The sequence below is a fragment of the Actinomadura terrae genome, from assembly GCF_022751215.1.
GTDB classification, from domain to species: domain Bacteria; phylum Actinomycetota; class Actinomycetes; order Streptosporangiales; family Streptosporangiaceae; genus Spirillospora; species Spirillospora terrae.
On record NZ_JAICDG010000008.1, the window covers coordinates 352870 to 367201 of the forward strand.

Genomic DNA, 14332 nt, shown 5'->3' on the forward strand with positions numbered 1-14332 from the left:
TCCCGGGGCTCTCGCGTTCGCATGGCCTTGGATTAACGCGGGGGTCAAGCGACCCATAGCGGTCCATGATGCTCGGAAGGCCGCCGAACTGGTATGACCAGGAGATGGCCGTCCTCGTGTCCCTCCTGGCGTTCCTGATGACGCTCATCGGCGGTCTCGCGGCGATGCGCGTCCGGGACCACCGGCACCTCGTCCTCGGGCTCGCGGGCGGGCTGATGCTCGGCGTCGTCGCGTTCGACCTGATCCCCGAGTCGCTGGAGATGACCCACGACCGGCCGTTCGGCGTCCCCGCGCCGATGATCGGCTTCGCGTGCGGGTTCCTGCTGCTCCACGTGGTGGAGCAGGCCGTGGCGATCCACCGGGGCCACGAGGGCGAGTACGCGCCGCACGACCACCCCGGCGGCCACGCGCACGGCCCCGGCGCCGGTGAGGGCCGGGCCGGGCTGCTGGCCGCGTGCGCGCTCGTCGGGCACAGTCTGGTGGACGGCCTCAGCATCGGCCTCGGCTTCCAGTCCGGGCTGGAGACCGGCGCGTTCGTCGCGCTCGCCGTGATCACGCACGACTTCGCGGACGGGTTCAACACCTTCACCGCCGCGTCCCTGAACCGCGACGACCACCGTCCCGCCCTGCTGATGCTGGTCGCCGACGCCGCCGCGCCCATCGTCGGGGCCGCGCTCACGCTGCTGGTCTCGGTGCCGGACGCGGTGCTCGGCCCCTATCTCGGGGTGTTCGCGGGCGTCCTGCTCTATCTCGCCGCCGCCGAAATCCTCCCCGAGGCGCACAGCGGGCACCCGCGCGTGATGACGCTCTGCGCCACCGGAATCGGCCTGCTCGCGGTCGTCTTCAGCGTGGGCGTAGCGGGCTGAAAATTTTCCGTGAATGGCAGAGGGCCGTCCGGAGTAACCCGGACGGCCCTTCTGTCACCACCTGTTCGGAACGTTCCGAACGAGGGTCAGCCCGTCATGGACTGAGCGAAGCTCGGGTTCGCCTTCAGCCATTCCGTGACGGCCTGGTCCGGCTGGCCCTTGTACTTGTTCTCGATGAGGTCCTCAAGCGAGCCGAGCTGCTTGTCGTCCATCCGGAACTTCTTCAGCCAGCCCGCGACTTCCGGCTTGTCGTCGCTGAAGTCCTTGCGCGCGACGGTGTTGATGCCGTCCGGCTGGCCCATCGCGCCCTTCGGATCAGTGAGGTCGCGGACGGGGAACTTCGAGTACGCCCAGTGCGGCCGCCAGAGCGTGACGATGATGTCCTTCTTGGCGTCGGTGGCCTTCTTCAACTCGGTGAGCATCGCCGCCGTCGAGGACGTCGTGACCTTGTACTCGTCCTTCAACCCGTACGCGGGCAGCATCTTCTCCTGCGACACCCGGTACAGGCCCGAGCTCTTCTCGATACCGACGATCTTGCCGCCGTACTGGCCGCCCTTGCCCTTCAGGTCGTCGAGCGACTTCAGCGGCGAGTAGTTCGGCACCGCGATCGTCAGCGGCGCCTTGTCGTACCAGACGCCGAGCTTCTCCAGCTTCTTCCCGTACTGCTTCCAGTAGTCCTCGTGGGTGCCGGGAAGCCAGGAGTCGATGAACAGATCGACGTCGCCCTTCGCCATTCCCGTGTAAAGCGGCCCGGTGTCGAGGGTCTTGACGTCGGCCTTGTAGCCCTTGTCGGTCAGCAGGCGCTTCCACAGCGCCGTGGCGGCCTCGCCCTCGGCCCAGCCGGAGACCACGCCGATCGTGACCTTCTTGTCGTCCTTCTTGTCACCGGAGTCGCACGCGGCGGCCCCGATTCCCATGGCGAGCGTCACCGCCGCGATGGTCAGTCCCTTGAACGTAAAGCGCATACCCTTCCCTTCTTCGTCCTGCACAGTGAAAGCCGACCTGAGAGCAGCGGTCGAAAGACGACCGGCGGTCAGCGGATGTTCGACCGGGGAGCGGTCAGAAGATGTTCGCCATGGCGCGCGACACGGTCGTGCGGTCGCCGAGCGCCCCGGTGATGCGGTCCAGGAAGATCGCCAGGACCACCACGGCGACACCGCCCTCGAAGCCCTTGGCGACGTCCACCCGGTTGATGCCCTCCAGCACCTCGCCGCCGAGCCCGCCCGCGCCGACCATGCCCGCGATCACCACCATCGACAGCGACAGCATGATCAGCTGGTTCACGCCCGCCATGATCGACGGCATCGCCAGCGGGATCTGGATTCGGGTCAGAATCCGCCCCGGCGGCGTCCCGAACGCCTCGCCCGCCTCGACCATCTCCGGGTCCACACCGCGGATGCCGAGCTCGGTCAGCCGGACGCCCGGCGGCAGCGAGAAGATCACCGTCGCGACCACGCCCGGCACCACGCCGATGCTGAAGAAGAAGATCGCCGGGATCAGGTACACGAACGCCGGCATCGTCTGCATCAGGTCGAGAACGGGCCGGACCACCCGGCTCACCACGTCGTTGCGCGCCGCCGCGATCCCCACCGGGATCGACACCAGCACCGACACGACCGCCGACACCAGCACCAGCGCCAGCGAGTCCATCGCCGGCTCCCACAGCTCCATGCTCTCGATCAGGCCGAACCCGAGCAGCGTGAACAACCCGAGCTTCCACCCGCGCAGGAACAGCGCGAGCAGCGCCAGCACCACGGTCAGCACCAGCGGCGGAAGCACGGTGAGCACGTCCGTCAGCCCGTCGACGGTCGTCTCGATCGCCGAGCCGATCCCGTCGAACAGCCACCCGAGGTTGTCGGTGCACCAGGTGACCGCATCGTCGAACCACTCGCCCACCGGCACCCGGGGAAGATCACTCATCGTCGCCCACCTTTGTCAGCACCGGCCTGGCCTCCGAGTTGATCGCGCCGAGCGCCGCCAGCAGCGTCACCCGGGGGATCACGCCGAGCAGCGTCCCGTCCGCGTCCGCGACCGGCACCGGCAGGTCGCTCTCCGCGCACCGCGCGAACAGGTCGGCGACCGGCGTGTCCGGCGCGACGGGCAGCAGGTCCTCGGGGTCGAGCAGGCTCTCCAGCGACTGGACGCCGTCCTGCACCGCGTCCGTGATCGCGACCGCCTTGACCTTGCCGATCAGCTTGCGGTCGCGCCCGACCACGAACGCCGCGCCGGTCTGGTGCTCGCGCATCGTCCGCAGCGCCGTCCGCGGCCCGGTGTTCGCCGGGACGGTGACCAGCGGCTTCTCCATGACCGAGGCCGCCGTCAGCACTTTGGTACGGTCCACATCCGCGACGAACTGGGCGACATAGTCGTTCGCCGGGTCCGTGAGGATCTCCTCGGCCGTCCCGATCTGCACGATCCGGCCCTCCCGCATCACCGCGATCCGGTCCCCGATGCGCATGGCCTCGTTCAGATCATGGGTGATGAAGACGATCGTCTTCCCGAACCGTCCCTGAAGGTCGAGCAGCAGATCCTGGACCTCGCGCCGGATCAGCGGGTCCAGGGCGCTGAACGCCTCGTCCATCAAAATGATGTCGGTCCCCGCCGCCAGCGCCCGCGCGAGCCCCACCCGCTGCCGCATGCCACCGGACAACTGACCAGGGAGTTTGTCCTCCCACCCCTCCAGCCCGACCAGCCCCAGGAACTCCCGGGCGGTGCGCTCTCGTTCCTCCCTGGGAACGCCGCGCACCTCCAGCCCGTACGCGGCGTTGGCCAGAACCGACCGGTGGGGGAACAACGCGAAGTGCTGGAAGACCATGCTGATCTTGTCCTGCCGTAGCGCCCGCAGCGCCTTGGGGGACAGCTTGGCGATGTCCTGCCCGTCGATCTCCACGGACCCGTCCGACACGTCCAGCAGCCCGTTCAGCATCCGGATCAACGTCGACTTGCCGGACCCCGACAGGCCCATGACCACGAAGATCTCGCCCTGCTCGACCTCGAAGGTGGCGTCCACGACGGCGGGGGTGACGCCCAGCGCCCGGACGTCCTCCGGCGTCGCACCCGCCCTGATTTTTCGCTGCGCCTCGGCCGCCTTACGGCCGAAGAGCTTGGTGACGCTTCGCGCGCGGAGTATGGACACGATCTCCTTTCGTGTTCCCACGTCCGGGGTGAGAACGGGTTCACGCCCGGACGGGACTCAACTCACGTAAAGAAGATGCCAACCGGACGCCAAAGCTATGCGTCGGTCGAAACTACCCGTCTCGCGAAGATGTTTCATCTTTTGGTGATCCCGGTCACACGCTGGTGCGATGGAAGTTCAGGTACGACCGCGACGGCGTCGGCCCCCGCTGATCCTGGTACCGCGACCCGTACTTCTCCGACCCGTACGGGTACTCCGCCGGCGAACTCGTCCGGAACAGGCACATCTGCCCGATCTTCATCCCCGGCCACAGCTTGATCGGCAGCGTCGCCACATTCGACAGCTCCAACGTCACATGCCCGGTGAACCCCGGATCGATCCACCCGGCCGTCGAATGCGTCAGCAGCCCGAGCCGCCCCAGCGAACTCTTCCCCTCCAGCCGCGCCGCGAGATCGTCCGGCAGCGCGAACACCTCGTACGTCGACGCGAGCACGAACTCCCCGGGATGCAACACGAACGCCTCGTCCGCCTCCACCTCCACGAGCCGCGTCAGATCCCTCTGCTCGACGGCCGGGTCGATGTGCGGATACTTGTGGTTCTCGAACACCCTGAAGTACCGGTCCAGCCGCACGTCCACACTGGACGGCTGAACCATGCCCGGCTCATACGGGTCGATCTTCACCCGTCCGGACTCGATCTCGAACCTGATGTCACGATCGGAGAGCAGCACCTCCAAAAGCTACCGCCCCCACCCACCACACGCGCACACCGCCGATCCGGTACGATGTCCGAACGGCGGCGGCCCCCCAACCGCCCACGCGGGTGTAGTTCAATGGCAGAACTTCAGCTTCCCAAGCTGACAGCGCGGGTTCGATTCCCGTCACCCGCTCCCACGCGAAGGCCCAGGCCAGGGACATGATCCCCGAACCTGGGCCTTGATCGTTTCTACCGCTGTCAGCGGCGGGCCATTAGCGTGCCATTAGGCCACGGGTATCAGCGCCCCGGCCGCGCCGTCATCGCCCTGGTCGTGCTCGGCTTGGACGAGACGTCGCACGTCGGCGGCGAGGTGATCGGCGACCGCATCTCCTACCTCGAGCGCGGGCTGATCATCCGCAGAAGCATGATCGTCCAGTTCGGAGTGCTCACACGCGGATCGCTCATGCCCTGGCCGGAGCCGCGAGCCAGGCACGCCGGCGGCTGTCGGCGCCCACCACCGCCGGCGAGGGCTTCCCCCTAGAAGCCCCTAGCGACACGGAAGCCGATGTTGCCTGCGGAACTGTCGGGCGTATTGGACGACCTGGCCGCGACGCGATAGCGGTTGCAGTAGGACGCGTGGCACATGTGCGAGCCACCGCGCATCACCCGTGTCGTGCCCTCGGGTGGACCTACCGGGTCCCTGCGCGGCCCGGTGCGGTGGAAATCGGCGCTGAACCAGTCGGCGCACCACTCCCAGACGTTCCCGGCGACGTTATAGAGGCCGTAGCCGTTAGGACGGTAGGACTTCACCGGCGCCGTACCGAGATGACCGTCCTCGCCGGTGTTGAGATTCGGGAAGTCTCCCTGCCAGACATTGCACATGTGCCGTCCGCCCGGGGTCAGTTCGTCCCCCCAGGGGTAGCGGCGCTGTTCCAGCCCGCCTCGTGCGGCGTACTCCCATTCCGCCTCGGTGGGCAGCCGAGTGCCCGACCAGGCGCAGTACGCCTGTGCGTCGTTCCACGAGACGTGCACGACCGGATGGTTCTGCCTGGAGGTAATGGACGAGCCAGGCCCCTCTGGCCGCTTCCAGAAGGCACCCGGTACGGCACGCCACCAAGGAGTCGCGTGAACAACCTGGGAAGCGCGCGTGTTCTCCTCACTGAGAAAGCTCTCGAAAATGAAGGAGAACCCGAATCGCTCGGCCTCGGTAACATGGCCGGTGGCCTTGACGAATGCGGCGAACTGGGTGTTGGTCACCGTGGTCGCCTCGATGCGGAAGGGGCTCAGGTCGATCTGCCGGACCGGTCCCTCTCCGTCGGCCCGATAGCCCTCCTCGTCGTCGGTGCCCATGAGGAAGGGGCCGCCGGAAAGCCGGATCATGTGCTTGTGGCGCGGCGTGGCCGACTGTGGGGTCGCGGTCGCCAGGGCGCCCGCCGGCTCGCGGCCGGGGGTGCAGCAAAGGTCGGACATGGGTTCTCTCCGCTCGGCCAGGTGACCGCGGCCCGCCCGCGGACGCGGGCCGCGATCCTGGCTGTGTGGTCAGCTCTGGCGGTCCGCAGCGAGCTGGGAGGCCAGCGCGGGGATGCCCAGGTTCTGCTCGTCGGCCGGGCTCGCCTGGTAGAGCTTGTTGGTCAGCTGGTACGGGTCGTTGACGAGGTCGTAGTACTCCCGGAAGGTGACCTGTCCGGTGCCGGAGACGCTGCCGCTCGCGTCGGTGTGCAGGTCGTAGTACTCGACGTACTGCTTGTTCTTCGCGACGTAGGACGCCCAACTGTCCTTGACGCCCGCCGTGCCCTGCTTCCACCATTCGACGAGCAGGTGATCGCGGTTGAAGCCGGACAGCAGCGACTTGCCGTCCTGCGGCGTCGTGGGGGTGATCCCGGCGGCGGCCAGGATGGTCGGCGCGATGTCGATGTTGGCGACGATGCGGTTGTCCGTGGTCCCCGAGCCCAGGCCGCCTGCGGGCCAGGACAGGTAGAACGGCACTTCGTGGGCCGGGGAGTAGGGAGTCCCCTTGCCGAGGAGGCCGTGATCGGCCCACTGGAACCCGTTGTCGCCGATGTAGATGACCAGCGTGTTGTTGAGCTGGCCGAGGGCCGCCAGTTTGTCCTTGAACGCCTGCACGGCGTCGTCGACCGACAGCAGTGTCCGCAGTTGCCGCTGCCGCACCGCCCGGCCGTCGGCCAGCGTGTTGGTCGCGTTCTTGACATAGGCCGGCTTGTCACTCCGGTCGGCCTCGGGGACGGAAGGACGGCCGTCCCAGGACGGCACGACCGTGTCGGCGTACTGGGCGGCGGGAATGTTGGGCTCGTGCGAGGCGTACGGGGTGACGTACGCGAACCATGGGCGCGTGTCGGTCGTGGATTTGCTCAGGAAGGCCAGCGTCCTGTTCTTGATGATGTTGGTCGTGTATCCGTTGATCGTCTGAACGGTGCCGTTGAGGTTCCACTGGGCGTCCACGTATCCGGGCTGGAGCAGCGCCCATTCCTCGAAGTGCGGTGGGTTGTCGGCCAGCGTCCAGGAGTTGAGGTACTTCCCGAACAGTCCGGTACGGTAGCCCGCCTGTTTGAGGTAGCGCTGTACCGTCGTGCTCTGGTCCAGGCTGTGAGAGGCACTGTTGTTCCGCACGCCGTGGTTATGCGCGTACCGTCCCGAGAAGACCGACGACCGCGAGGGGGCGCACAGCGGAGTGGTGACGTGGCCGTTGTTGTAGGTCACGCCCTGCCCGCCGAGCCAGGCGATGGTCTTCTGGATCGCCCAGTTCGTCTGCTTCGGCTGATCGTCGGTCACGATCAGCAGGATGTTCGGACGGGTGGCCGCGGACGCTATCCCGCCGATCCCCGGAAGCGCCGAGGAAGCGGCCGCCACCGCGGCCGCCGCGGCCGAGCCGGCGAGAAATTGCCGCCGACCGACCCCGCTCGCGCTGCTTCCGCGTTCTTGCTGTTCCTCATTCATGTTCCTCACTCCTCTCACCGACGGCGACATGCCGCCTACGGACGGAAATGAATCACTCGATAAACACACGGGACGCCGAGAAGGAGAAAGGGAAACAGGCTCGCAGCGCGAAGAATTCGAGCTGCATCTGAAGGTGATCTCAAAACTGGAGCCGTGGACACGAACTCACAGGAAGCATCGCGGGCGGCAGGGCAACACGCTGCCGTTGCGACGGCTATACGGCGAAGGGCGGACAGAGCGCGCTCGCCTGCCGCTTAAAATCGACATGCAGGCGAGCGACCAAAAAGTCACCCGAAGTCATAAGCGAACGGTAATGAACTGTCCCCCAGCGCGTCAATCCCGCGAGCTGACCTATTTCCGGAAGAAGGTGCACCCCACGGCCATAGGCCAATGCCTCGACGGCGCACGCCTGCGCCTTAACGTCACAAGGGGGCTGTCATCCGCATTGGTGATTTCGCACAGAGTTTGCGGGTGCCCGCACATTCGAGCACGGCCGGCGCACCCGACCCTCGGCCAGGTGCTCGCTCAGCCTTCCGGAAGCCGTCTGAAGCGGCTTCGATACGAACCAAAACGATAGGAAAAGTAGGATAGATTGTCAATACTTCAGCTTAGGGCCGTGTCGACCACCCTGGCCGAGTCCACGCTGACGAGCGCGAGGCGGCGGCAAGCCACCAGATCGACCGCGCTGCCGAGATCGATCTTGATCGTTTCAGCGACACGCCGAGGTCTCGCGCACGACCGAAGGCTTGCTGCAATCGCGCTCCATCTACGGCCATCCATGCAGCATCCAGCCAGCGGCTTTACCATGGCGGCATCATCGCCTCTACGAGGGTTCGCAACGCTCCGAAGCTCGTTCGCATCGAGATTCGAGGCATGTCCTCATTGCCCTACGAGGGTTCGCAACCAGCACGCTTCGCAGCACGGGTCCTCATTACCCTTACGAGGGATCACAGAACCAGATCCGGAGCGCGACGGAAGTCGCTGAGCGTGCTCGAACCAGGGGGTACGCCGCCCCTGGGCCCCGGAGCGATGCGCGTCTGTGCGGCCGGACGTCGGGGATACGGCAGGAGAAGCCGGAGGAGCTGATTCGGTGCAGGTCAGCGGAACGAGTGGCGTGCAATTAGCGTGCAGTTGGACAGGGTGATCAAGGGGTAGACACGGTCACTTGCGGTAAGAACGGAGGCCAGGTCAGACGCTGTGACGGCCGTGATCGGTTTGATTCCCAAGCTGACAGCGCGGGTTCGATTCCCGTCACCCGCTCCACATACCCCCAGTTCACAGCCTTGATCGCGCCTCTCTGATCTTCAATCAAGCGCTTTATCACTCATCTATCACTGCGGATCACACGCGACGGGGGCGTACGCCCCATCCTTGTGGCGGCCTGGATGTCACTCCCTGGACACCTGAACCTGGGCTCCTCGGCGGCTCCGGCCGCCGAGCACTCTGCTGCTATGTCTCGCTTTGCGGCGCCTTGCTCACAGGAGCGGTTCCACCGCGACTGTCGCAGCCATGAGGAGCGCTGGACGCCTGGGACGGATCAAAAACCCATAGGTTGTCACGCAGAACCTGGCTAGCAGCTAGATACCGCACTAGCAGTTAACGCCACGCGTACTTGACCAGCCCGCCCCGACAAACCAACCCTCACCAGGCGCTCTCCGTAGTCGTCGAGACGTGCACAGGCGGCTCGGGTCAACGTCGTCCTCCGGCGGTAGCTCGCAGCCCGCCGAGGCGATCAGCGCCTTATCGGCCCGGCCCACCCCACGCGTGCGCGGGGAGCACGGCGGCTACGTCCTCAAAGGCGGGACCGGCGTGGAACCATCCCCGCCTGCGCGGGGAGCACCTGTGGACGGCCCCCAGCCGCCTTGAACGACCACCCCGCCCTCCTCCACCAGGCTCGGCCTAAGCGTCGCTGACGCTTAGGCGATGTTGAGGTGATCAGGGCGTCCGTACCCCGACCGAGCGGCCCAAGCAGCCGCAGCGCGCGGGTCTGCGGAAGGCCGTGAACGGGCGGTGGTTGATGTGGGGGAAGGCGGCTGAGCTACGCCCAGCGCCGTGCGGGTCCCATTGCGGACGTGCGCGCGCTTGTGCGGGGCCGCTGGCCCTCCCGTGCGGCATGTGCGGACTGGCCGCATACAGGGCAGTCGTCACGTCAGGAACGGCTCAGTCGACGTACCCGGCCGGTGTCGGAGCACCCACGGGCAGCCCCCAGACCTCCTCAGCGACCCGCGCGGTCGCCTTGGCCTGTGCCACCGCCGGCTCGCCCATCCCAGAATCTGCGGGGCATCGGCCAGCGAGGTCATTAACCGGCGGTAGTGCGGCCGCCGTCGGGGTCGGGCCGCCGCTCCTCGAACGCGTTGATCAGGCCCGTCATCCGCACCTGCGCCTACGGCGCCATCCCCAGCCGGTGCACCTCCTGATAACCCAGGTAGACCGCGCTCGGATGTGCACCTGGTTCTCCTCGAACGCCTCGCGGGCCAGCGTCGCCTCCCAGCCGTCGTCCTCCTCCTCCAGGGTTCCGCCCGGCGGGTTGAACCTCCCATCGTCGTCTTGCACCAGCACCCGTGCCGTCAGTGGGCAGAGCAGGTAGCCGTACACCTGAGTGACTCGCAATCCGGCTGGCACCGCCGCCGCCTCGTGTCAGAGGTAGCGCGCATCCTCGATCGTCACCTCGGCGACGGTAGTCACTCCGTAGCCTCATCAGGCCCCGTCCCCCGCCGGCAGCTCGGCTCTGGCCATCCTCGTCAACGGCGTGCAACTGTTGAACTGGGCTCGGACGCGGAGCCATCCACCGATGGCTCCACCAGATGCGCCGGCGCCTGGCCGCGCACCTGGCCGCGTTCACGTACTCGATCCGCACTGCCCGCTGCCGCTTCCAGCGACCAAGAACGTGACACCGGCCTAAGATCACCTGCGACCACACGCGCTCGCCCACATCCCGCCGAGCGGGACGCGCGTATCGGTGGACGCCCGCGTCTCCCCTTTACCAGTGGCTGGGGCGTTCACCTCGAGTCGCCGCCATCTGGGCCGGTCTTGCCGGGGACCTCTCGGGCGCTGCGAGTGTCCGGGCCGGGCGGCGGGCCAGGCGAGGTCGTTGACCCACGGGCCAGCCCTGGCTGCCCGGCGGCTCTGTGCGAAGACTCGTCAACGGCACTCCAAGGGAGAGTTAGAAGACAGGACGTCGTGAACTAGGTCGCGGGTCGATGGCTCGACGATGCACGTAGGGCAACGAGCTAGTCTTCGCTCTCATCATCGGGCCTTAGGTTGACGTTTAACCTCCAATTCACGCGTATGGGACAGAATCTGCCGAATTGGACCCGTGTTGTGCATGGTCTTTAAGGACGTTCCACGAGTGTGTCGATCAAGGTGGCCCGGCGGCGACCGCCTCCCTTGGTGACCGTTCGCCCGGAAGTCGCGCGCGGCTGTGATTGTTTTCCAGACGTTCTGTGCAGCCTCCCGGGGTGCTCCTTTCCGGCGGCGGGGCGGTTTCGCGCCCTTGGGCAGTCGGACGATCAAGGGAGCAAAAAATCAGGGGGGCGGCGGAGGGTGGGAGGGGGTCAGGGCAGGCAAAACGAGGCCGCTGCGGTGAATCATGAAATAATGGGTAAAGGGCAGCTGGCATTCCTTCCAAGGCAAAGAGGAAATCATGAGCGTTCCGGTGTGCGGAAACTGTGGCCGCGTCCGTTGTATCTGCTCCCCAGCGCCCCATCCTGGCCCCCACCACCTCGATCACCACTAGTCGGCATCAGCACCAGGCGGCCCCTTGACTTAGGAGTCGAGGGGCCCCTGCGCGGCTGCGTCCGGGCGCTGCCGAAGAGGTTTCACTGCCATGTGTTGCTGAGCGGCGGGTTCCGCTCTGTACCGGGGCGCCGCCAAGACCGAGGCATGACCGTCCGCGCGGCTTAGCAGGCCCGAAGACGAAGACGGCCCCAGGCGCACCATGGGGCGTGGAGCGAGCGTCCTCGCCCGGCGGGACGTGCTGGCTGTGCGGCGTCCCGGCAGTGTCGGCCTTGAGGAACATCGGTACAGCGGTTCTCGGCGGGCTCTGAGGCGGCGGTGCGGAAGAAGTCGGCGACCTTGCCCTGCATGCAGCGTTCTGAAGGACGCGCCCGCCCGGCTCCCTAACGTGTCTGGCCGTTCGGTTGCTGCTCAAGCCCCTAGAGCACGATGGGCTACCACGCCACGTCACGTCCGGTTCCGCGACGCGGTTGGCGCGCGGCCGGTACCGGGTCGCGGCGGCCGACGGGGCCCCGGCTCTCTCGCGCGGTAAGCCGCCCCCGAGCCGCGCGGTCTCCTCCCGAACACCCGCGGCTCCCTTGAGCAGCCGGGCGATCAGGGGAGCCGCCTTGTCAAGCACTCAGGGTTGCGACGTTGACGTTTCGCTAACTCTCCGTGATTAGACATGTCGCCAAAGGGAACGGGCAACTACTTCCCTCCTGCCGTCCGCGACGAGGACCAGGCGGAGCCGGGTGTTCGCGTTCCCGCAGTTCATCCCGCTTGCACACGGGGCTGTTGTCTACAAGAGGGCGAGTCTCCAGCCACGTATGTCCCAACATCCAGGGGCCCGACGCGAGCGAGGCGCCCACAGTCATGGGAATACCGCCAGGTAGGCGCAAACTATGTGGGCATAGCGGAAATTGGGGCCCCGGGCCTGCTACCTTCATGGCTCAGGTGCGCGGACTGATCAGTGCTCCCCCTTCAACGCGCTGATCAGGCAGGACGTAAATGAAGAGGGCCCCCGCGGCGGCTGCGCGGGTTCCAGTCCCGCCGCCACGGAGGCCCGTCCCGGGAGGGCCCCGGCCCGGCCTCAGAGGCGCGGTCCGGGGCTCTCGCCGTCCAGCAGCTCCCACGCGAAACGCGCGAGCGCCACCATGAACTGCCCGGCGCTGGCAAAGGTCATGACGATCTTGTGCCAGTCACGCCGACGACGACGAGGACTGCCCAACCCGACCACCTCCCATCCCTCGCCTGCAGGCGAGGCCTCAACCGGCAGGTCGGAGGGAGAGAGGGTGCAGCGGTGAGCGTATCGCCCACCCCCATCGTGACGCCGTGAAACCGGCCGGATGCCCCCCACAGACGGCGTCCGAGGACGTCCGGGGCATCCCGCGCGGCGAGCCCGGCCCAGGTCAAAGCGGGTGTGGGGGGCGCCCAGATGAAACGCAGTGATAGGCGCAGAAACGCCTGCGCTTCCGCACCGTTTCCGTGCCCCGGGTCGAGCGTCCGCCGGGCCCACGCGCCGCTCTCCTGCCGCGCTGCGCAGGGTCAGGGTCAATGCCAGGAGGAGAGCGCGTATGGCCACCGGGGGGATGTTTCATCCCCATGTGTTGCTGAGCGGCGGTTTCCCTCTGGAGCCGGCTGGCTGTGCGGCCGGATCTGGGCGTGTGGTGTGGTGAACCGGTCGGTGTGTGCTGGGCGTCTGAGCGGCGTGGGTGAGGTGGCGCAGGACGGCGCGGGTGCGGGCACGGCGGGACCGGGCAGATCACGGACGGCCGGGCGGGTGGCGCGGATCGCGCTGGTGGTGGTCGGTGTCGCCGTGGTGGCGGTGGTGGTGTGGGTGTTGGGGCCGGGTGCGCGGTGGTGGCTGGTGCACGTCGACGGGGTGAGGGTCGGCGGCAAGGACGGCCTGGCGGGCAAGGATCTGGCGGACGCGCTGGACACGGTGCGGGGCCGGGCGATGGCGGTGGGGACGGGGGTGTTGGCGGGGGGGGCGATCTACTACACCGCCTCCAATGCCGTCTCGGCGCGCCGGTCGGCGCAGGCGGCGATCGAGGGTGTGGAGGCGGCGCGGCGCAGCGCCGAGGCCACCGAAGCCAGCCAGCGCCGCACGTTCGAGTTGACCGAGCAGGGACAGTTGCATGCTCTGGAGGTGCAGCGGCGGACGTTCGAGTTGACCGAGGAGGGGCAGCGGCGTTCGCATGAGCTGACCGAGCAGGGCCAGCGCACCGACCGGTTCACCGCCGCCGTCGCCCAGCTCGGCGACCCCTCGCCCGCGATCCAGCTCGGCGGTGTGCACGCCCTGGCCGGCCTGGCCGACGACGCCCCCACCCGCGAATTCCGGCAAACCTGCATCGACGTGCTCTGCGCGTTCCTGCGCCTGCCCTGTGCGACACGAAGTCGCACTAATCGAGTGAGTTACACGGTTGGAGGTCCGGTTATGCCGGATGGATAACTCCAGGTGAGTGTTCGACACCTGTCCCCGCTCTGGCGTGCGCCGCAGGTCCTGCCTGTTGGGGTGCGAAGCCCAGAGAAGAAGCCTAAGGGCCCCGATCCATCCGGGGAGCACCGGGCAAGGGGAAGACCGGGCTGGTGAACGCGAGTGAACCCTTGATGATGCTCCGTGACGCAGACCCCTGGGTGGGTGGAAAGTGTCACCAGGGTGCAGGGCCTGGCCGCTGGAAGAGGCGGCAAGCGGCAACCGGGGAAAGGCAGTCGGTTGCGTGAACACCGCTGGCCCCGGGGTATAGAGGGCACCCAATCCGGTCGTAACTCGATGGTGTGGAACGTGGAAATCCCGATGGGGTCCAGAGTCATGATCTGGTAGGCCGACCGCAAGGAGAGCAAAACTCCCCACCGGGGACAGGATGCCCAAGAAGCCAATGCCGGCAGCCGAAAGGCAACAGGAAGGCTTCCCGCGCGATGGCTGCCCCTCCAAGGCGGCTGCGGGCAGAGAACTGGCCGGATA

The 14332-nt window shown here is 67.2% G+C and carries 9 protein-coding genes, 1 tRNA gene and 1 pseudogene; 4 read left to right on the plus strand and 7 right to left on the minus strand.

Features of this window, described 5'->3' with window-relative positions:
- Positions 1 to 65 precede the first annotated feature (65 nt).
- On the plus strand, positions 66 to 866 hold the full coding sequence (locus K2F47_RS37885; RefSeq protein ID WP_242911069.1) for a ZIP family metal transporter: 801 nt from the start codon (positions 66 to 68) through the stop codon (positions 864 to 866).
- 86 nt (positions 867 to 952) lie between these two features.
- Here K2F47_RS37885 and K2F47_RS37890 read toward each other — a convergent pair whose 3' ends face one another.
- From K2F47_RS37890 to dcd, 4 genes and pseudogenes are all read right to left on the minus strand, one after another.
- Entirely contained in the window at positions 953 to 1831 is an 879-nt protein-coding gene (locus K2F47_RS37890) for a glycine betaine ABC transporter substrate-binding protein (protein WP_242911070.1), read from the minus strand.
- Between the two features lie 94 nt (positions 1832 to 1925).
- A pseudogene (locus K2F47_RS37895) lies at positions 1926 to 2645 on the minus strand (ABC transporter permease); the annotation flags it as partial.
- Between the two features lie 133 nt (positions 2646 to 2778).
- Complete coding sequence (locus K2F47_RS37900) at positions 2779 to 4002, minus strand: quaternary amine ABC transporter ATP-binding protein (RefSeq protein ID WP_242911072.1); 1224 nt, start codon at positions 4000 to 4002, stop codon at positions 2779 to 2781.
- A gap of 154 nt (positions 4003 to 4156) precedes the next feature.
- On the minus strand, positions 4157 to 4732 hold the full coding sequence (dcd, locus tag K2F47_RS37905; protein WP_242911073.1) for a dCTP deaminase: 576 nt from the start codon (positions 4730 to 4732) through the stop codon (positions 4157 to 4159).
- An 88-nt stretch (positions 4733 to 4820) separates the two neighbouring features.
- On the opposite strand from dcd, the gene K2F47_RS37910 reads away from it, so the two are divergent.
- A tRNA-Gly gene (locus K2F47_RS37910) sits at positions 4821 to 4891 on the plus strand.
- Positions 4892 to 5235: 344 nt separating this feature from the next.
- On the opposite strand, the gene K2F47_RS37915 is transcribed toward K2F47_RS37910, so the two are convergent.
- Together K2F47_RS37915 and K2F47_RS37920 are read right to left on the minus strand one after the other, a co-directional pair.
- Complete coding sequence (locus K2F47_RS37915; protein ID WP_242911074.1) at positions 5236 to 6168, minus strand: formylglycine-generating enzyme family protein; 933 nt, start codon at positions 6166 to 6168, stop codon at positions 5236 to 5238.
- Positions 6169 to 6237: 69 nt separating this feature from the next.
- Positions 6238 to 7488, minus strand: a complete 1251-nt coding sequence (locus tag K2F47_RS37920) for a sulfatase family protein (protein ID WP_242911075.1) — start codon at positions 7486 to 7488, stop codon at positions 6238 to 6240.
- A 10-nt stretch (positions 7489 to 7498) separates the two neighbouring features.
- Here K2F47_RS37920 and K2F47_RS37925 point away from each other — a divergent pair, with 10 nt between their 5' ends.
- Positions 7499 to 8230 (plus strand): hypothetical protein, encoded by a 732-nt coding sequence (locus tag K2F47_RS37925; RefSeq protein WP_242911076.1) that lies wholly within the window; start codon positions 7499 to 7501, stop codon positions 8228 to 8230.
- A gap of 1790 nt (positions 8231 to 10020) precedes the next feature.
- On the opposite strand, the gene K2F47_RS37930 is transcribed toward K2F47_RS37925, so the two are convergent.
- The gene (locus tag K2F47_RS37930) at positions 10021 to 10248 is read right to left on the minus strand and encodes an NUDIX hydrolase (protein WP_242911077.1); all 228 of its coding nucleotides are present in this window, start codon (positions 10246 to 10248) and stop codon (positions 10021 to 10023) included.
- A gap of 2899 nt (positions 10249 to 13147) precedes the next feature.
- On the opposite strand from K2F47_RS37930, the gene K2F47_RS37935 reads away from it, so the two are divergent.
- A complete protein-coding gene (locus K2F47_RS37935) occupies positions 13148 to 13819 on the plus strand; it encodes a hypothetical protein (protein WP_242911078.1) in 672 nt (223 codons plus the stop codon).
- The last annotated feature ends 513 nt before the right edge of the window (positions 13820 to 14332 follow it).

What these genes read in the sequence shown, in the direction of transcription:
- K2F47_RS37885 (WP_242911069.1), top strand. Translation starts at nt 66, where the DNA reads ATGATGCTCGGAAGGCCGCCGAACTGGTATGACCAGGAGATGGCCGTC.
- K2F47_RS37890 (WP_242911070.1), bottom strand. Translation starts at nt 1,831, where the DNA reads ATGCGCTTTACGTTCAAGGGACTGACCATCGCGGCGGTGACGCTCGCC.
- K2F47_RS37915 (WP_242911074.1), bottom strand. Translation starts at nt 6,168, where the DNA reads ATGTCCGACCTTTGCTGCACCCCCGGCCGCGAGCCGGCGGGCGCCCTG.
- K2F47_RS37925 (WP_242911076.1), top strand. Translation starts at nt 7,499, where the DNA reads ATGTTCGGACGGGTGGCCGCGGACGCTATCCCGCCGATCCCCGGAAGC.